The organism is Sphingobacterium sp. WOUb80, assembly GCF_050058145.1.
Lineage (GTDB): Bacteria > Bacteroidota > Bacteroidia > Sphingobacteriales > Sphingobacteriaceae > Sphingobacterium.
This window is the reverse complement of sequence record NZ_CP165617.1, coordinates 2,046,098-2,064,590: the sequence shown is the minus strand read 5'-3', so window position 1 is coordinate 2,064,590 and position 18,493 is coordinate 2,046,098. Positions and strand designations below refer to the sequence as shown.

Annotated in this window: 15 protein-coding genes; 8 read left to right on the top strand and 7 right to left on the bottom strand. The window is 41.7% G+C overall.

The genetic code is table 11. The features are described 5' to 3' along the window. Positions 1 to 48: 48 nt before the first annotated feature. Positions 49 to 852 (bottom strand): SDR family oxidoreductase, encoded by an 804-nt coding sequence (locus AB1Z56_RS08480; protein WP_426791702.1) that lies wholly within the window; start codon positions 850 to 852, stop codon positions 49 to 51. Between the two features lie 278 nt (positions 853 to 1,130). On the opposite strand from AB1Z56_RS08480, the gene AB1Z56_RS08475 reads away from it, so the two are divergent. From AB1Z56_RS08475 to AB1Z56_RS08465, 3 genes are all read left to right on the top strand, one after another. Continuing rightward, positions 1,131 to 1,391 (top strand): hypothetical protein, encoded by a 261-nt coding sequence (locus AB1Z56_RS08475; RefSeq protein ID WP_309360324.1) that lies wholly within the window; start codon positions 1,131 to 1,133, stop codon positions 1,389 to 1,391. A gap of 107 nt (positions 1,392 to 1,498) precedes the next feature. After that, the gene (locus tag AB1Z56_RS08470; protein WP_426791701.1) at positions 1,499 to 2,392 is read left to right on the top strand and encodes a helix-turn-helix domain-containing protein; all 894 of its coding nucleotides are present in this window, start codon (positions 1,499 to 1,501) and stop codon (positions 2,390 to 2,392) included. 86 nt (positions 2,393 to 2,478) lie between these two features. Continuing rightward, positions 2,479 to 3,720 carry a TCR/Tet family MFS transporter gene (locus tag AB1Z56_RS08465; protein WP_426791700.1) on the top strand — a complete coding sequence of 414 codons (1,242 nt, stop codon included), beginning with the start codon at positions 2,479 to 2,481 and terminating at the stop codon, positions 3,718 to 3,720. Between the two features lie 37 nt (positions 3,721 to 3,757). Here the strand turns inward: AB1Z56_RS08465 and AB1Z56_RS08460 are convergent, their stop codons facing one another. Further along, entirely contained in the window at positions 3,758 to 4,507 is a 750-nt protein-coding gene (locus AB1Z56_RS08460; protein WP_426791699.1) for a DUF4595 domain-containing protein, read from the bottom strand. An 11-nt stretch (positions 4,508 to 4,518) separates the two neighbouring features. Further along, positions 4,519 to 4,986, bottom strand: coding sequence for a hypothetical protein (locus AB1Z56_RS08455; protein WP_426791698.1), 468 nt, complete (start codon positions 4,984 to 4,986; stop codon positions 4,519 to 4,521). Positions 4,987 to 5,328: 342 nt separating this feature from the next. Between AB1Z56_RS08455 and AB1Z56_RS08450 the strand changes: the two genes are divergently transcribed. After that, positions 5,329 to 5,853 carry a hypothetical protein gene (locus AB1Z56_RS08450; RefSeq protein ID WP_426791697.1) on the top strand — a complete coding sequence of 175 codons (525 nt, stop codon included), beginning with the start codon at positions 5,329 to 5,331 and terminating at the stop codon, positions 5,851 to 5,853. A gap of 58 nt (positions 5,854 to 5,911) precedes the next feature. Next, positions 5,912 to 6,673, top strand: a complete 762-nt coding sequence (locus AB1Z56_RS08445) for a tetratricopeptide repeat protein (protein WP_426791696.1) — start codon at positions 5,912 to 5,914, stop codon at positions 6,671 to 6,673. 280 nt (positions 6,674 to 6,953) lie between these two features. Here the strand turns inward: AB1Z56_RS08445 and AB1Z56_RS08440 are convergent, their stop codons facing one another. From AB1Z56_RS08440 to AB1Z56_RS08425, 4 genes are read right to left on the bottom strand one after another with little or no spacing between them, the layout of a single operon-like run. Beyond that, positions 6,954 to 7,442 carry a cupin domain-containing protein gene (locus tag AB1Z56_RS08440; RefSeq protein ID WP_426791695.1) on the bottom strand — a complete coding sequence of 163 codons (489 nt, stop codon included), beginning with the start codon at positions 7,440 to 7,442 and terminating at the stop codon, positions 6,954 to 6,956. A gap of 5 nt (positions 7,443 to 7,447) precedes the next feature. Further along, a complete protein-coding gene (locus tag AB1Z56_RS08435) occupies positions 7,448 to 8,167 on the bottom strand; it encodes a carboxymuconolactone decarboxylase family protein (RefSeq protein ID WP_426791694.1) in 720 nt (239 codons plus the stop codon). A 19-nt stretch (positions 8,168 to 8,186) separates the two neighbouring features. Then, positions 8,187 to 9,236, bottom strand: a complete 1,050-nt coding sequence (locus tag AB1Z56_RS08430) for an alpha/beta hydrolase (RefSeq protein WP_426791693.1) — start codon at positions 9,234 to 9,236, stop codon at positions 8,187 to 8,189. A 24-nt stretch (positions 9,237 to 9,260) separates the two neighbouring features. Beyond that, positions 9,261 to 10,244 carry an aldo/keto reductase gene (locus AB1Z56_RS08425; RefSeq protein ID WP_426791692.1) on the bottom strand — a complete coding sequence of 328 codons (984 nt, stop codon included), beginning with the start codon at positions 10,242 to 10,244 and terminating at the stop codon, positions 9,261 to 9,263. A 197-nt stretch (positions 10,245 to 10,441) separates the two neighbouring features. Between AB1Z56_RS08425 and AB1Z56_RS08420 the strand changes: the two genes are divergently transcribed. From AB1Z56_RS08420 to AB1Z56_RS08410, 3 genes are all read left to right on the top strand, one after another. Further along, positions 10,442 to 11,341 (top strand): helix-turn-helix domain-containing protein, encoded by a 900-nt coding sequence (locus AB1Z56_RS08420; RefSeq protein WP_426791691.1) that lies wholly within the window; start codon positions 10,442 to 10,444, stop codon positions 11,339 to 11,341. Positions 11,342 to 11,423: 82 nt separating this feature from the next. Next, positions 11,424 to 15,434, top strand: a complete 4,011-nt coding sequence (locus tag AB1Z56_RS08415; RefSeq protein ID WP_426791690.1) for a two-component regulator propeller domain-containing protein — start codon at positions 11,424 to 11,426, stop codon at positions 15,432 to 15,434. Positions 15,435 to 15,616: 182 nt separating this feature from the next. Further along, a complete protein-coding gene (locus AB1Z56_RS08410) occupies positions 15,617 to 18,481 on the top strand; it encodes a TIM-barrel domain-containing protein (RefSeq protein ID WP_426791689.1) in 2,865 nt (954 codons plus the stop codon). The last annotated feature ends 12 nt before the right edge of the window (positions 18,482 to 18,493 follow it).

Genomic DNA, 18,493 nt, shown 5'->3' with positions numbered 1-18,493 from the left:
AATTTACAAAAAACAACTGCCTCGCAAGGCAGTTGCTGAATTAAAAGATTAGGCCTCAAATTGTTTTGCGATTTCTTGCCTGAATGCTTCTTTTCCGATTTCCAATCGTCTTTCATAGAGTGCATGCGCATCTTCACCTGCCAGATAACGTACTTGATCTTTATTGTCCGTGGCAGCTTCATACACCACATGCGCAATTTGCTCGGCCGTAGATGCATTTTGCATCATCAGACCCATTTGTTCGAAAAGTTTGTCTTCTATGTCCTGATAGTCGGAAGATTGGTTGATATCCAAAGAGCGACCTGCGAAATCTGTAGCTATTCCTCCCGGAGCAACTGTTTTGATGGCTATTCCAAATTTTTTCAATTCAAAGGACATACTTTCGCTCCAGCCCTCCAAGGCGAATTTTGTCGCATGATACATGGAATTTAGCGGGAATCCCATAAATCCACCAATGGATGTAGTCGAAATAAATAAACCACTTTTCTGTGCTCTAAAATGGGGAATAAAGGCTTGTGTGACCCGCAATACCCCCAACAGATTGGTATTGATTTGGCGAAGTATTTTTTCGTGGCTCAACGTTTCAAACGCCCCCATTAGCCCATAACCTGCATTATTGAAAACGACATCAATTTTGCTTAAAGAGATGGCTTTTGCTACAGTGTCTTTAATTTGAGCAGGATCGGTTACATCCAGTTTTAATAGCGTGATGTTATCGATTCCGGTAAGTTCGGTTTCGTTTTCGGGATTTCGCATGGTTGCGATCACATTCCAACCCACTTGTTGGAATAGTTTGGCAGTTGCTTTTCCCAAACCGGAAGAAGCTCCTGTAATGAAAATTGTCTTTTGCATGGTATTTTTGTTTGATTCCATACCACAAATGTCTACAGAAGACATCGGGTACCTGTTGCCAAATTGAGCTTGGTTGTAGCCAAAATGACGAAATCAAAATGGAGGGAAAAATTCATCGACAGTGGAGCGGAAAATTCATCAATTTTGGCACGATTATTTGTTGATATTCGTTATAAAAATAATGCAATGTTACGCTGATCTTTGCTCGATTTTATACTTTTGGCGTATTCGTATTGGCGTAATTGCTGTATTTTAAAAATTTTAGAAGATCTATATTTATGCAAGGCACAATTGACGGGATAAGCGGGGAACCACATCGTTCACAGGTGTTCCGTTTAACTTACAAAGGACAGGATTATCAGCTGGTGTTGTTAAAAAAATCTTTATCAAAGCTCGATACCGAGCTGCCAATTCTGATAGATGGAATTGATCAAAAATTAGTAAAACGAGGAAACAGTTGGTTTTTTGAAAATATGGATTCGGATCATCACTTTGCAACAGAAATTTGGCGCAACTTTTCACTTCGGTATAGACTTTAACGGAAAAATTACATCATCGGGCCTTTCAGCGCCTTTTTGCCGGGAGGCCATGAAAGCGATCGCAAAGATAAATGAATCGTGTACACTGAAATTTTCGATATTTGTACATGGCTTTATTTATCACACTGGATAACGTTTATCAGTTGTATCCTATTGATCCCTCAAAAAAGACCGATGGCATCGTTGTATTCCATCAATTGGCCGGAGCAAGTAATGGATATACCGAACATAGCCGTTTATTTGACGGATTGCTACTTGGTTTCATGCTAAAAGGATCGATGAAAATGCAGATCCATTTTCTGGAGTACCAAATAAATGCCGGTGATATAGCGGTTTTACCACCGCAGCTATTAATGGATACAAAGTACCTGAGTGACGACGCCGAAATCGTAACCATTGCGATCTCCCTCGATTTTATGTCGGCATTTCCAATGCTGCGTGAATTTGTCATGAACGATCAGCTGCGCTGGCAACCTGTCGTTAGGCTACAAGAGGACGAAAGTGGCTTACAAAATGAACTGATAACTTTGATAAAGGGATTTTACCATAAAAAGCCTAGCCCGAATAAAGCTGAAATGCTTCGACATTTGGTCATGGTAATGATCAATATGATCGCCGAATTATATACAGAGCTACCTAGTTCCAAGAGTTTGTCAAAAAGCCGTACACACGAAATTATCGATGACTTCTATCAGTTGGTTTTAAAACATGCCAAGGAACAAAGAAACGTTAATTTTTATGCAGAGAAACTTCATTTAACACCCCAGTATCTTTCCACCTTCCTGAAAGAAAAAACGGGTAGATCGGTATCGCAATGGATTGATCATCTGTTGATATTGGAAGCCAAGACCCTGCTTAAATCGACCAATCTGTCCATCAAGGAAATCAGCCATGAATTAAATTTTGGAGAGACTAGCATCTTCTGTCGGTATTTTAAAAGAATAAGCGGGGTATCTCCAACATCCTATCGGAATCAACAGACCATAACCAAGCTTCCATAGGTAATCGACCAATTACCTTAAAAATTGCACGTAAAACCCATGAAGCTGTCAATGCCTACTTTTGTGGTGCTGTCTATTTTTGTGGCATGAAAAATACAGCGAAAAAAGCAGCAGTTGGTTTTATATTTATCACCTTGCTAATTGATATTACAGGCTGGGGAATTATACTTCCCGTTGTACCTAAACTTGTCGCGGAACTTATCCATGGTGATATGACCGAAGCCGCGACATATGGTGGTTGGTTGGGGTTTGCCTATGCGTGCACACAGTTTATCTGCGCACCGTTGGTCGGTAATCTTAGTGACAGGTACGGAAGACGTCCGATCCTATTAATTTCGCTCCTGGGATTTGGATTAGATTATCTGCTACTTGCATTGGCACCATCTATTGGTTGGCTATTTGTTGGACGTATCCTTGCGGGCCTAACTGGGGCCAGTATTTCAACAGCAAGTTCTTATATTGCCGATGTGTCTACGGATGAAACCCGGACGAAGAATTTTGGACTGATAGGTGCGGCATTTGGTTTGGGATTTATTATAGGTCCGGTAATGGGAGGGGTATTGGGGCACTATGGAGCCCGGATTCCTTTTTATGTTGCATCGGTTCTATGCTTATTGAACTTCCTCTATGGTTATTTTATTCTTCCAGAGAGTTTGGATAGAACCAAAAGGCGGCCGTTTGAGTGGAAGCGTGCAAACCCGATTGGATCGCTGAAATTGCTGGCAAAGCATCCCGAAATTTCAAGTTTGGCGGTCGCATTAATTCTGGTCTATATCGGACTCCACGCTGTACAGAGTAACTGGCATTTCTTTACCATGTATAAATTTGATTGGTCAGAAAGGACCGTAGGACTGTCTTTGGGAATACTGGGGCTTTTGCTTGGGTTGGTTCAGGGTGTTTTAATCAGATGGACGGCGCCCAAATTAGGGGAGCAGAAAAGCATCTATTATGGCCTGATTTTTTATGCGCTGGGTTTATTGCTGTTTTCCTTTGCCGGTGAGGGCTGGATGATGCTACTATTTCTAATTCCTTATTCATTGGGCGGTATCTGTGGACCCTCACTTCAATCGATGATCAGCAAAAGTATCCCTGCGAATCAACAAGGTGAGCTTCAAGGAGCATTAACGAGTCTGGTAAGCGCAACTTCGATTGTCGGGCCACCGATGATGACCAATCTTTTTTACTACTTTACACATGATAAAGCGCCATTTCAGTTTTCAGGGGCCCCGTTTTTGCTGGCTTCTATCTTGATGATGCTAAGCGCTGTTATTATCTATAGCACCTCAAAAAAAGCAAAGCTTCAACTAAAGGACAATAAAGGAATGTAAAACCGAAGATTAGATAAGAATGGACAGACTCCTCCGTTTACTTGCAGCTCCAGTAATAATCCATGAATAAAAAACCTGAAGGAGATACAGAAGACAATTTTTTGATCTGACTTGGCTCTAAGGTGTAAGATATTTCTGTAGTGTTATAGCTCTTGATCCTATTTTTACTTCGCTTGCCAAAAAATCCTTGTTCGTAAAGCACTGTTTCCGTTCTTGGATCTAAATAATGGACGCCATAAATCATTGAATAAGGTATATATTCATTTGTATAATCGTATTCAAAACTATCCGTCAACAATGTGTTGGGCTTACCATCCTCATCGTAATCCTGTTGACTAACAAGATTACCATCTTTATAGGAGAAAATACTGTACGAGCCCCATCGACTTGTAATTTTAATTAGCTTTCCTTCGGAATCATATTCGAATTTCCTTCCCTGGCTGTCGGAAATAATCAGATTTCTCTTATCCAGCGTATAGGTATCTTCATGGCTCAATTCATCTTTATTTTTATAGGAAACATTGGCTACTATAGAACTCGTATGATAGCTATAGGTGGACTCAATTTCCAGCGGCATTTTCTGAATGCTATCATACCTGATATAAGCAACGGTGCTTATTTTTCCTTGGGCATCATAGCTGAAATTGAATATGGTATAAACCTCAGGCATTGATTTCTTGATGGAGACTATTTTACATTTTTCATCACGAATGCCAGTGCCATCGATTTTTTTTGAACAACCGTTAATAGCCAGCCCGATAACAGACAGAATAAATAACCTCTTCATTTCTATTAAAATTATTTTTTCAGTTGTACCGTCACTGGTTTAGCTAGAAGATCTGCCGAGACTTTTGTCCCGTTTAAAAATAACTCGGAGTATCCAAGGCTTCCCTTTTGTCTTTGTACCTTAATCTTTATGGAAACTTCTTCGTAGCCTTTTACTTTTAATAAGGTTTCCGCATAATCATTATGCTTAGCGTCCAGGTTTGCAAACAGACGCAGTACCTTATGCTGTTGACTATCTATAATTTCCATGTTCTTCGGCAAATCTAGGTTTCCATGATTTTGAAGTACTTTATCACCTGAACTTGTGACGTAATAGAGATCCAGATCGGCTATTGTTAGTTTTGAACTTAGGACATTTTCATCATTTTCACCTACCAAATTTAGCTGTACTTCACTATATAAGTTTGCATCGAGGGGCTCGCTTTTCTTACAGGCAAGGAAAGAAAGCAAAGTTGCTACTATTAATAATAATTTGTTCATATTGATTTTATTTTAAGCGGAATAAACCATTTGTGATACGGTCTTGTAAATTAAATATTAATTTACAAGTTTCCTAGGTTAAGATATCGAAAATATTTATCGGCCGATATAAATATGGTGAATTTTTTTGTCAAATGGTATCCAGTTGGTTTAATGTTTAATATGATCTGTAGTACGTTAGAGGAAATCATCGAAATTACGAGTTTTAAACTGATAATAATTGTAGATATCTCTTTAAAAATAAAATTAATAACTCTTTGTTATTTTAAATGTAATCTAAAAAAATGTATTTTTATTTTGGAGACCAATTAGTGCGCTTTAACGAATTTTGATTGAACCCAAATGAATTTTTTGAGATACTTAACTCTTTTAATTATTATATACAATACCGAATCACTAAAGGGACAGGTATTAGAGTCGTTAAAAGCAGACGTGGATCAAAGCGTGGGAGATATCAAACCGGACAGGGGTATTGACTTGCCTTTATTGAAGGTTTGTTATGAGAATAATATTCCTCAATACTATAGTGTAGATGGGGGATATCATGGTGGGCGAAGAGAAATATTAAGATTGGCAAAGCGTAAATTATTTCTACCAAGCCTCTCCGGCCCAGCTGCTAAAGATGGATTTATCACAGTAAGATTCGTAGTAAACTGTGATGGAAAATCTGGCAGATTCAGGGTATTGCAAGTCGATAACAATTATAGGACAGCTCAATTTGGCAAAGCTCATGTTTCTGCCATTCTGGACTTTACAAAGAGTTTAAAAGACTGGAAAATCGGCAAAATACATCAGAAACCAACTGATTATTATCAATATTTAACCTTTGTTATTCGGAATGGAAAAACTACGGATATACTTCCTTAGCATATTTATATTCTTATCTTGTCATCGAAATAATGCGACAGGGTCTAAGCAACTTGGAGTGAAAGCTGATACCCTGTCTAATTGTGCCAAGGCTGAAATGCTCTTCGAGGAAAAGGGCAATCAAGGAACGTACCAGTCACAATTCTATCTTGATAGTGCAATAAGATTATGCCCAAACTTAGCAAAGGCCTGGAGGGAAAAAGGCGTTCCTTTTTTGAAACGTGGTGATTACGCAACATGGTTGAATTGTCTAAATCGAGCGATCGAAATATCGCCGGCCGATTTCTTGGATATTAGGGCTTGGTCTAAAGCTAAATTTTTGCATGACTATAAAGGGGCACTTGAGGATTTTAAAAATTTTGACCTGTTACGCCCTGACAACCCGAAGGTTATTGGAGATTACAATATCTATACATGGATGGCTCTTTGTGAAATTGGTCTTGATCACTATGAACTCGCATTGGACTATGCAAATAGAAGTATAGCAATTTCAAGTAAAGAACATGGAGAAGAATGGGTAGGAATGTATGATTTCCTATATCGCGGGAACATCAAGTTGGTATTAAAGGATTATAAGGGGGCGCTAGAGGATTTTGACAAGCAGCTTCGAAATTCAGACAAATTAGCTGAGGGATATTACTATAAGGGACTGGCTTTTCTGGGACAGAAGAGAAAAAAAGATGCAAAGAAGTCTTTTGAAAAGTCTGTTTATTATTTCGTCAATGGCTACACAATGTTAGATCCCTATGTTGAAATGCCTTTTAAAGTATATATAAATGATGCAAAAATCGAGCTTGCAAAACTGCAGTTGATGGATTAATTTCATCCATACTGCTTATAGATCAAATTTCGTTTTTTCAGCATGCTGTTTCCAGCTATCCATGCTCTTGTGCTGACCTCTAGCAAAAAAGAAGAGAAGAAAAGATAGCCGTTGAGAATCTTATGGGTAAATTGATTGTGGCAAATGTAGACTATTTGCCTAAGCGTAAGAGGACAGAAAGTACTTGATTCAATAGTACTCTTTGCCTAAAACAAAAAAACGCTTTTTGATTTCTCAAAAGGCGTTTTTGTCTTGGCGGAAGAAGCGAGATTCGAATGTCCTATTTAGGTTCACGATTATATTCTTCGTCTGTTACCTGTTTATACCACAGTGTTTCTCCTTTTTCCCTGCCCGTAATTGCAACCTGTACAAAAGCAGAATCAGCACTTGCTCCATGCCAATGAGGGACGTCAATTGGGCATTTGACAACTTCACCTTTGCGAACGATGACTTTGTCTTTGCCTTCTTCCTGGTAATAACCAACTCCGTCCAAAGCCAGGATAATCTGTCCGGCAGGATGAGAATGCCATTTGGTCCGAGCACCCGGTTCGAAGGTTACACTGCCGACTGCATTCTGGTTGAGGCTATCTGCTGTTACCAGGTTATTTAAATATACTGTTCCGGTAAAGTTGTCGTTTGTAATCTTCTGGCCTTTTTCAAAAACTGGCTCATGTGTTTTCTCCTGCACTGTATTTTGCTGCTCTTGTTGGCTACAGGAGAGTCCCAATATGCCTGTTATAAATAATATCGCTGTGTTTTTTAAATTCATAGTTCTTAAATTTTGGATATTTCCGCCAATATCCCGTCCAAGACTTTTTGCGCATTTAAACTTTCTTTTTCGCCTACTGTCGATCCAATAACACTTATAAACTGCACTAGTTTTTCCGCGGATAAACCAATATGTAAACAAATGGTCAGATGGGATTTCAGCATCGGCTCCACACCGCCTATACTGGCCAGTACGGATACTGTTACAAGTTCTCTTTCTGCATGTGAGAGCACATCCCGTTCAAAAATATCGGCAAATAGATGTTCTTTTAGAAATACTTCAATAGTCGGGGCAAAAGCTGCATAACCAGTTTTGGGATCTCCTTCCGGTACGCCCGTGAGCTGTTCTAATATCGCTTTTCCACGATCGTATTTTGTCTGGTCGTTTCGAATAGGGGATGCATCTGCGCCTGTCCTGTCATTTATGCCTTTAGCTTTTCTCTCCTCGAGCACTGCCATCAGGGTCTGCAAGCCTCGTATGCTTCGTGGAAAACCAGCGTAGGCATAAAGATGTATGATTCCCTCTTTAATCTGATTGATTGTCAATCCATCATCAAGCCCATTGTTAAGCACATCTTTCAGTCCTGCGAGGTCACCTTTGGCAGCTGTCGCAGCGATACGGACTAAACTCTTTTCTTTGTTATTTAAGGGATCTTTCTCCGTATACTGGCCAGCATACAGCATGGAAGATAGGATCAAGCATAGGCCGAGCAATAATTTTCTCATGATAAGTATATTTTGCTTGTTATTGAAGATTTTGGTGATAGAAATCAACCAGTTTATTTACCGCTTTTGCAACGTATTCTTTTTTCCAATACGTTTCTATATGTGTTGCGCCATCTATCAAAAAGAGCTCTTTGTTTTTAGCGTTCTTTGCTTTAGGAAAAGCCTCATCCGTCATGTATTTGGTATCTGCTTTGCTTCCGGCCATCATCAATAAAGGCTGGTCGATCAATTCGATTCCATCTGTCGCATCCCATGTCATCAGGTCCATCAGGCTGCTGGTGGTATATAAAAACGTTGAATTTGGATGGGCATGGGTTCTGTAATAGTACTCAAACCCTTCACGATAGAGGTCAGTAGGAGTTTTGGCTATTTCTTGGTCCGTTATGCTCGCAATACCTGAATATCTGATCGCTCCACCTGCTGCTTCCTGCGCCCGGGCATCTGATGCTTGTTTAAGGCGTTGCTCAACGGTGCTTAGCTGTGAATTCTGAAATCCATGACGTCTCACTTCACCTGAATTGAACATGCTTAATGTCGCAACAGCTTTTAAACGTTTATCGGACTGTGCGGCCTTGAGTGTATACCCACCGCCGCCGCAGATCCCTAGGGCACCGAGACGGGCAGGGTCGACACCTGCATAGTTTGCTATATAATCTGCCATTCCATGGATATCCTCTGTTCTGAACTGTGGTTTGTCCGTATGTCTGGGCACTCCGCCGCTGGCTCCCTGATAAGAAGCGTCGGCAGCCATGGTTATGTAACCCGACTCAGCAAGTCGCTGTGCGTACAAACCCGCAGTTTGCTCCTTGATTCCACCATTGGGATGGGCTACGATAATAGCCGGATATTTTTTCGAAGCGTCATAATTTGCGGGGGTATAAACATTCGCAGCGATGTCTATTCCATTCAGTTTATAGGTCACAGGATGTATATTTACTTTTCCTTTTACATTCTCCGTAATAGCATCCCTGTAGACAAGTCCAAATGGATTTTTTATTTTGTCCTGTGCTTCGGAGGTAATGCCTGTTGCCATAAATATGGCGACGATGAAATATTTGATCTGTTGCATTTCTTAATAATTTTAAATCTCTTTTTATTTTCCGACTCGGTTCTGTAAATCTGCGGGATAACGGGCTCCCTGAATCGTTATCTGGGAAGCCGCATCTTCGATTTGCTGAATATCTGTAGGCGTTAATTTCAAGGCCACAGCACCGATATTCTCTTCCAGACGGTGCAGTTTGGTAGTTCCCGGAATAGGGGCTATCCAAGGTTTCTGAGCTAGTAACCAAGCTAGAGCAACCTGTGCTGGAGTAGCTTCCTTTCGCAGGGCAATAGATTTTACAAGCTCCACTAAGTTCTGATTGGCTTTTCTGTTTTCCGCTGAAAATCGGGGCACAATATTTCTGAAATCAGACGGATCAAATTGTGTTTTCTCGTCAATTGCACCCGTTAAAAATCCTTTGCCCAGTGGGCTGAACGGAACAAATCCAATGCCCAGCTCTACAAGCAGCGGTAAGATATCTTTTTCGGGTTCACGGTAAAACAGCGAATATTCACTCTGCAATGCTGCCAGGGGGCGCTCAGCATGCGCACGGCGTATTGTCTCAGTTCCCGCTTCTGACAGTCCCCAATGTTTCACTTTTCCTTCCTTGATAAGATCCTTCACTGTACCGGCAACCTCCTCAATAGCAATTTTTGGATCGGTTCGGTGCTGATAAAGGAGGTCGATCCGATCTGTACGAAGCCTTTTTAATGATCCCTCAACTGCGATCCTGATTCTCGCAGGACTACTATCAAGGCCTTTTTTTGAATCTCCGTTTTCAAAACCAAATTTGGTTGCAATCACGATATGATCTCTGAATGGCTCCAACGCTTCTCCGAGCAAGGTTTCGTTTGTAAAGGGGCCATAACATTCAGCCGTATCAAAGAAAGTAATTCCCGATTCAAAAGCCGAGCGGATCAACTGAATAGCATCTGTATGCACAGCCGCTGGACCATAACCAAAACTCAAGCCCATACAGCCCAATCCAAGCGCAGACACTTCAAGTCCGCTATTTCCTAATTTTCTCTTTTCCATGTGTATATTGTTTTTAATATGTAATACGTTTAAGCCTATATTTAGGCCGGTTTATATTATACCATCCATTACAAACAAAGTTCGGTGTTGCATTCCAGGGTTTAGGTATATGGATTACGGATAGTTCTACCAATCTTACTGATATAATAAATTGTTGAATTTCAGTTTTGTAAATTTGTTTAATAACATTTAAACAAATGGAAGAGATCATCAATTTTAAGAGTATTACGGAATACAATAATTTCAATAACAATGAGACTTTGCATCCATTAATCAGTGTGGTTGATTTGAGCAAGGCAAGTCCTCGTAAACTCTCCAAACTCAGGTATGAGTTCTATACGGTGTTTTTTAAGGAAATAAAATGCGGTGATCTAAGGTATGGCCTTAAGAACTATGACTATGAAGAGGGAACATTGATATTTTTGGCTCCCGGTCAGGTGATAGGCGAGAATGGTACTGATTTCTATCAGCCCCAGGGAACAGCCTTAGTATTTCATCCAGAGTTATTGTACGGCACTTCTTTAGCAAAGGAGATTATCAATTATACCTTCTTTTCCTATTCTGCCAGTGAGGCGCTGCATCTTTCTGAGCAGGAAAGAAAGATTATTATGGATTGTCTGAACAAGGTTAAACATGAGCTTGCACACAGTATCGACAAGCATACGAAAAAGCTTATCGTTTCTAACATCGAACTCTTTCTGGATTATTGCCAGCGCTTTTACGACAGGCAGTTTATTACACGGGAAAATGTCAATAAAGGAGTTTTAGAAAAATTTGATGAGCTATTAAATGCGTATTTCCAGTCAGACCAACCGGAACAGAACGGCCTGCCTACCGTAGCGTACTTTGCTGAACAGCTATTTTTATCACCCAATTATTTTGGTGATCTTGTGAAGAAAGAAACAGGGAAAACTGCACAGGAATATATTCAGAACAAGTTAATAGAGATTGCTAAAGAAAGGATATTTGATACCAATAGAACAATTAATGAAATCGCATTTGAATTGGGATTTAAATATCCACAGCATTTTAGCCGGTTATTTAAAAATAGGGTAGGGTATACGCCCAATGAATACAGAAATGCTAGTTTAAATTAATAAGAATATTGGTCGCATTAAAATGAATGCTCGGATTTGCTGGATTTGCTCAATTTTTGTATCATTGGGGAGATCATAACCAATGCAGCAGCTTAAGTCTTTTTTATACGTATATCTCAGCATTTTTCTTCTCCTTTTCGTAGGTCAATCTTCGGCTTGGAGCCAGGTCAATACCTATGCGTTTAAAACCTTGACTTCTGACCAAGGTTTGGTCCATAATCACGTCAATTGTGCCTTTAGAGATAAGAACAATTATCTGTGGTTTGGTACCGAGTCTGGCTTGAGCCGTTTTGATGGGGTACAATTCACCAATTTCCGATATGCCGCCAGTAAGCGCACAGGCCTGAGTGGAAATGTGATTTCAGCAATCTTTGAGGGGCCGGAAGGCAATGTATGGATCCGTACCAGCAACGGGATGAATGTGTATGATCAGCGTTCAGGCATTATCTTGCAGCACCTTGATTCCATACTGACTAGCTTAAAGTTGCCCGTCAAAGACGTACACACAATAAGGCGGCTGGAAGGGCAGATCTTTGCACTATTGTATAGCGATCGTTCGCTGATTTTGTACGATAGCCAAACCAAAACATACCGTACTGTCCCGCAGTTGACCAAAAACAATCGCATTGCTGATGTGATAGCCGGGCAAGGGCAAACGATCTGGGTAATCTACGAAAATGGCCTGCTGGGCTACATCGATACAAAGTCACTGCAAAGTATCAAAACCTGCTTATTGCCGGTCAGCAATAAACTTGTAAATTATAATCTATTTGCCGATCAGGAGGGCGTCTTATGGATTTTCTCAAAGGATATTCCCATTGGTGTATACTGGCTTGACCCAAAAGATGGCGTAATTCGGCATATTCAAAAAGAACTGTCCAATCCCTTTGTAGGCAATATCGTGCAAGACGATAAAGGAGATCTCTGGTTAGGTACAGATCATGGTGGTATCAATGTCTACAATAAGAGAACGAACAGTATCGAAATCATTGGCAATGATAAATATGACTTACGGAGTCTGCCTTACAATAGTATAACCTGTTTATATCGGGATAAGTCAGGTATCATATGGACGGGAACCTATAAAGGCGGTATCAGTTATTATCATCCTAACCTGTTGTTATTCTCCTTAATCAGGAACTATCCAGGGCTTCCCAAATCACTTCCCTTTGACGATGTCAATAAGTTTGTAGAGGACCGCAAGGGTAATCTCTGGATCGGGACAAATGGTGGGGGACTGCTCTATTATGATAGCCGTCAGAAAACCTTTACACAATACCTGCATGATCCGCAGGATCCCAATAGTTTGAGCTCCAACGTGATCGTTTCCCTACTGCTGGATGCGGAAGACAGGCTGTGGATCGGAACTTATCGGGGTGGTATGTGTCGATTTGATGGCAAAAGTTTTAAGGTTTTCCACCGTGACTCGGCTCCCGGAAAATTGAACGACGATAGTGTATGGGAGATCTATGAAGATAGTCAGCATCGGTTTTGGATAGGAACGCTGAGCACCGGCCTGTACCTGTTTGATAAAAAAACAGAACAGTTTTCGAAAACATATACAAGACAGGGCAAAACTATCAACAGCAGTTATATCTCTGTCTTATTTGAGGATTCAAAAAAGCGGCTCTGGATTGGCACAGCTACGGGCTTGGCATTGTTGGCTCCCGACGACAAAATCAGTTATGTCAATACATCCAGTTCACCCATGAAACTGATGAATGATCTGATTTATGATATTAAAGAGGATAAAACTGGTCGGATTTGGGTAGCGACACAAGAGGGATTGCATGTAATCGACGGTGCGAAAATAAGCTATCTCACACAACAAGATGGGCTCAGCGACGATGCGATTTTGGCACTCTTGGTAGATAATCAAGGGGCTATTTGGGCTTCAACAAACAAAGGCCTGTCGGCGATTGTCGGCAAGGGGCAGGCAGAGAAGTTTATCATCCGCAATTTTACGCAGGAACTGGGTCTTCAGGGGAACGTATTCAATGAAAACGCCGCTTTAAAAATGCGGGACGGAAGACTTGTCTTTGGCGGGCCAAAAGGGTTTAATTTTATTGACCCTACAAAAATTAGCCACGAAAGTGAACTGATCCTGCCGCTTTTGTCCAATCTCTATTTATTCAACAAGCGGGTAGCTGTAGGTGAGGAATTTTCGGGCCGGGTCATTTACGATCAAGCCCTCAATAATCTCAGGGAACTGAGCCTTCCGTACAATCTAAATGCTATTTCGTTAGAGTTCTCTACCTTTGACTACCTGCAACAGCATAATGGACTCTACCAATATCAGCTTGCTGGTCTGAGTGATGAATGGTTTGATTTTGAACCGGGAACCATGCGTGCCAATTTCACCAATCTAGACACCCGCAGCTACAGCTTATATATCCGGCATGCCATCGATTCGAATAGCTGGTCTGAGGGTGTGCTGCTCCTGAGAATAGATATACAACCGCCTTTTTGGCGTTCTACCTGGGCCTTTCTTTTCTATACCTGTCTGATTTTGGTCGTCCTGTGGGCTTATTTTTACTTGACAAAACTGCGTGTCAAGACGCGCAATCAACTTTATCTCGCCCAAGAACAGGCTACACAGGCGAGAGAACTAGATGCATTGAAAACACGTTTCTTTACCAATATAAGTCATGAATTCAGGACTCCGATTAGCTTGATTCTAACCCCAACACAGCAGTTGTTGGATGAAGAGCAGCATCCAGAAAAAAAAGCTGACCTAAACTTGATCAGGAAAAATGCGGACCGCCTGCTTAAATTGGTCAATCAGCTACTGGACTTTAGAAAATTGGAGAAAAGTGAACTGGAACTGAACGAAGAGTATGGGGACCTCATGGGATTTATCCGTGAACAGCTCGATGCCTTTGTCGGAATGGCTCAAAGCAATCAGATCTCCCTGCAGGTTAATATCGCTCCAGACGCATATCCGTCTTGGTTTGACAAAAACAAACTGGAAAGCATTATTTTCAATCTGATGTCGAATGCGATCAAATTTAGCCCAGTATCCGGTATTGTGGCATTCCATGCCGAAGTAACCGAACAAGAAGCAGGAAAGGCCTTGCGCATTGAGGTTCAAAATCAGGGCACAGCGATTCCCGAAAATCTACAATCCCGCGTTTTTGAACGCTACATGCAGCTGGATGTGCCAAATGGAAAACTGAATCAGGGTACGGGTATCGGACTTTCTATTGTCAAAGACTATGTTGAATTCTTGGGTGGAAATATCAGGCTGAGCAGCAATGCGCGGTGGACGACATTTGCTATTCAGCTGCCCTTAAATAAGGCCGCAGCGAACCCCGATCCCGTTGAAGACAGCAAGCAGGATAAACCCGCAATTCTATTGGTCGAAGATGATATTGATTTCCTTCGCTACCTGGAGCGAATGCTTAGATCAGCTTACGTAATCCGCTCTGCGCAAAGTATCAATGAAGCAAAATTGATCCTGAGCAAGCAGCAAGTTGATCTGGTCATTACTGATCTCAGCCTGCCCGGAGAGAGCGGATTGGATTTTTGTCGCTATATAAAAGCCCAGGCCAAGCTGGTCCATATCCCTGTACTGATTGTGACTGCGGTAGTCAATCAGAAAATCGAACTGGAGGCTTTACAGGCCGGTGCTACAGATTATATCAACAAGCCTTTTAATATCAGCCTGCTGCGTTCGAAATTAGCGCAGATACTCAATCAGCAGCAGACGCTGGTAAAACGGTATAAAAAGCAGATCAATGTCAATCTAGCCCAGCCCGATATTGCATCTGCTGATGAACAGTTTATCCGTGCGCTGGTAAAGGAAATTGAACAGGATCTCAGTGATTCTTCGCTTTCTGTCGAGCATCTTGCCAAAAGAATGAATATCACCCGCGTAGGACTTTATAAAAAGGTGCTTGCCATCACGGGTTATTCACCGATGGAATACATCCGGCATATCCGGCTCAAACGTGCCATGCATTTAGTTCAGAATTCGAAATTATCGATGGCTGAAATTGCTTATGAAGTGGGATTTGGAAATCCGAAACAATTCAGCAAATATTTTAAATCTGCATTTGGAAACTTGCCGTCTTTTTACAGAAAAAGCTTGTAGGTCAGTCGTTTGATAGCTGTTCTGCCTGCAAATATTCCCGTATATGTTAACAAAATAACCCCCAAAAGTTAACAAAACATACCCCTTATACAACCGGTTGCATTCTATATTTGATTCGTTCTTTCAATAGGAAAGGACGCGTAATAACCAAGGGAATACAATAACCAATAAATCTTATTTAAATGCGCAACTTAACGTATGCTTTAAGTGGTTTGCTGCTCTTCACAATGGCGCAGCAGGGTTTTAGCCAAACCAATAAAGCTCATTATGAAAAAACGTCTACCGGGATTAAGGTCAGCTTCAAAAATTCGGAAACCTCCATTGATCAGGATGTCTATTTGGATGTCGTGACCGATAAGATCGTGCGTGTCACTGCTGTTCCTACAGGGGCCGCTTTACCGAGCCAAACAAGTTTAGTCATCGTCGATTCACTGCGTCGACAAGTGAAATCTTTAGCGGTAAGCTCGACCGACTCCACCGTCAATTTAAAAACAGCCAATATGCAGGCTGTCGTTTCTTTGGAGAGTGGCAAAGTAGCGTTTTATGATCTGAAGGGGCAATCCATCCTTAAAGAAGCAAAGCGAAATTCAAGTTCTTTCTTAGCCAATAGTTATCAGGGAGATGCGTTTTATCACCTTAACCAAGACTTTATTGTCAATGCTGAGGAAGGGATCTATGGACTTGGCCAACATCAGAACGCGGTGATGAACTATAACCGCGGAAAACAGGTTTCGCTGCTGCAGTATAATACAGAAATCGGAATACCCTTTTTGCTGTCCACCAACAACTATGGTATCTTATGGCACAATTACTCCATTACAAAGGCAGGCGACGTGAGGCCATTATTGCCCTTAAATGCTTTTAAGTTGCTGTCCAAGGAAGGTGAACCAGGTTGGCTCACAGCAACCTATGTAAATCGAAGTAAAGCCGACGAGATCTATTTATCCCGGCCAGAATCGATCATCGATTATGGCTATCTAACGGATCAGCACAAGTTTCCAAAGGGTGTAAATCTGGCCGAAAGCAAAGTCATCTATGAAGGAAGTTTCTCCTCGCCCTACACGGGCAGGCATGTGCTGCATTTTAAATATTCGGGTTATATGAAAGTCTGGATTGATGGTGAGCAGGTCGCCGACCGCTGGCGGCAGTCCTGGAATGCAGGTACCTTTGAAATAGAAAGAGACCTGCAGAACGATAAGACGCATCAGATTCGCATGGAATGGATACCGGATGGGGGTGAGTCTTATTTTACCTTTAACTGGCAGAGTCCCATCCCAGAAGCGCGTAAAAACTTATTTTCCTTTAATTCGGAAGCCGGCGATGCCATTGATTATTACTTTGTTCAGGGTGCATCAATGGATGAGGTTATTGCAGGTTATCGCCACTTGTCCGGTAAGGCACCGATTATGCCGCTTTGGAGCTTTGGGTTTTGGCAGAGCAGGGAACGCTACAAAACGCAAGCGGAAATTGAAGAGGTGGCGACCGAATTTCGCAAGCGTAAGATCCCGATCGACAATATTGTGCAGGATTGGTCTTACTGGTCTGAAAACGACTGGGGGAGCCAGAAATTTGATGGAAAGCGTTTTCCAGATCCTCAGGCCATGGTGAAGAAGCTGCATGATCAGCACTTTAAGATCATGATTTCGGCCTGGCCCAAAATCAATGAAGAATCTTCCGTATACCAAGAATTTAAAGCGAACAAATGGATCTATCTACGCAATATCTATGATGGTCGTAAAGATTGGATTGGAAAGGGTTATACCTCAACTTTTTATGACCCTTTCAACAAAGAAGCACGCGATGGGTTCTGGAAATTGTTGGACAATAACCTTTTTAAAATCGGGATCGATGCCTGGTGGATGGATGCCAGCGAACCCGATATTCACTCCAATATTGATCTGGATGAACGAAAGTCGGTTTTTCAGCCGAGTATAGGATCATCGGTGCGCTATTATAATGCGTTCCCTTTACAAAATGCGAAGGGCATCTACGAGGGACAGCGTGAAACAGATCCCAATAAACGGGTATTTATTCTGACACGCTCCTTTTTTGCAGGCCAACAGCGCTATGCCGCGGCGGCCTGGAGTGGCGATATTGCTTCGAGATGGCATGATATGAAAGATCAGATTGCAGGGGGCATCAATTTCTCGATGTCCGGTATTCCGTACTGGACAATGGATGCCGGTGGTTTTTTGGTTGAAAATAGATTTCACAAACCTAATGCGGTGGACTTGGAGGAGTGGCGCGAGCTGAATAGCCGCTGGTACCAATACGGGGCATTCTTGCCTTTGTTCAGGGCGCATGGACAATATCCCTACCGCGAGCCGTACAATATCGCTCCGGCAGATCATCCAGCCTATAAAAGCATGACCTATGCGATCGGCCTAAGGTATAAATTACTCGCCTACAACTACAGTCTTGCCGCAAAGACTTTTTTTGAAGACTATACGATGATACGTGGCCTTGCCATGGATTTTCCACAAGACAAAGATGGATTCGATAGCAACGACCAATACCTCTGGGGGCCATCTTTACTGATCAATCCAGTTACAGAAAAAGGGGCGACCTCACGCAAGATACATTTTCCGAAAGGAACCAGCTGGTATGATCTATACAATGGCAAGATGATAGCAGGTGGGCAGGATCTGCTTGTTGCGGCACCCTACGAACGTATCCCTGTCTATGTCAGAGCCGGATCTATATTACCTATTGGACCCGTTATGCAGTATACGACGGAGAAAAAGGCGGATGTGCTGGATCTTTATATTTATGCAGGGGCAAACGGTCAGTTTTCACTCTATGAAGACGAAGGCTGCAACTATAATTATGAAAAAGGAAGGTACAGCCGTATTGATTTCAGCTACGACAATTCGACGCAGACACTTTCTTTAGCTAACCGTCGGGGAGATTTCGAGGGCATGTTGACCAAAAGAAAGTTCAATATCATTTTTGTCAGCGATAGCAACGTCGTCGGACTGGATGTTTCATCAAAAAAATCAACAGCAGTAACCTATACAGGGAAAGCCGTACAGATCAAATTAAAATAATAGAAAACCAAT

Coding starts and splice junctions, on each gene's coding strand:
- AB1Z56_RS08480 (WP_426791702.1), bottom strand. CDS start 852: ATGCAAAAGACAATTTTCATTACAGGAGCTTCTTCCGGTTTGGGAAAA.
- AB1Z56_RS08475 (WP_309360324.1), top strand. CDS start 1,131: ATGCAAGGCACAATTGACGGGATAAGCGGGGAACCACATCGTTCACAG.
- AB1Z56_RS08470 (WP_426791701.1), top strand. CDS start 1,499: ATGGCTTTATTTATCACACTGGATAACGTTTATCAGTTGTATCCTATT.
- AB1Z56_RS08465 (WP_426791700.1), top strand. CDS start 2,479: ATGAAAAATACAGCGAAAAAAGCAGCAGTTGGTTTTATATTTATCACC.
- AB1Z56_RS08460 (WP_426791699.1), bottom strand. CDS start 4,507: ATGAAGAGGTTATTTATTCTGTCTGTTATCGGGCTGGCTATTAACGGT.
- AB1Z56_RS08455 (WP_426791698.1), bottom strand. CDS start 4,986: ATGAACAAATTATTATTAATAGTAGCAACTTTGCTTTCTTTCCTTGCC.
- AB1Z56_RS08450 (WP_426791697.1), top strand. CDS start 5,329: ATGAATTTTTTGAGATACTTAACTCTTTTAATTATTATATACAATACC.
- AB1Z56_RS08440 (WP_426791695.1), bottom strand. CDS start 7,442: ATGAATTTAAAAAACACAGCGATATTATTTATAACAGGCATATTGGGA.
- AB1Z56_RS08435 (WP_426791694.1), bottom strand. CDS start 8,167: ATGAGAAAATTATTGCTCGGCCTATGCTTGATCCTATCTTCCATGCTG.
- AB1Z56_RS08430 (WP_426791693.1), bottom strand. CDS start 9,236: ATGCAACAGATCAAATATTTCATCGTCGCCATATTTATGGCAACAGGC.
- AB1Z56_RS08425 (WP_426791692.1), bottom strand. CDS start 10,244: ATGGAAAAGAGAAAATTAGGAAATAGCGGACTTGAAGTGTCTGCGCTT.
- AB1Z56_RS08420 (WP_426791691.1), top strand. CDS start 10,442: ATGGAAGAGATCATCAATTTTAAGAGTATTACGGAATACAATAATTTC.
- AB1Z56_RS08415 (WP_426791690.1), top strand. CDS start 11,424: ATGCAGCAGCTTAAGTCTTTTTTATACGTATATCTCAGCATTTTTCTT.
- AB1Z56_RS08410 (WP_426791689.1), top strand. CDS start 15,617: ATGCGCAACTTAACGTATGCTTTAAGTGGTTTGCTGCTCTTCACAATG.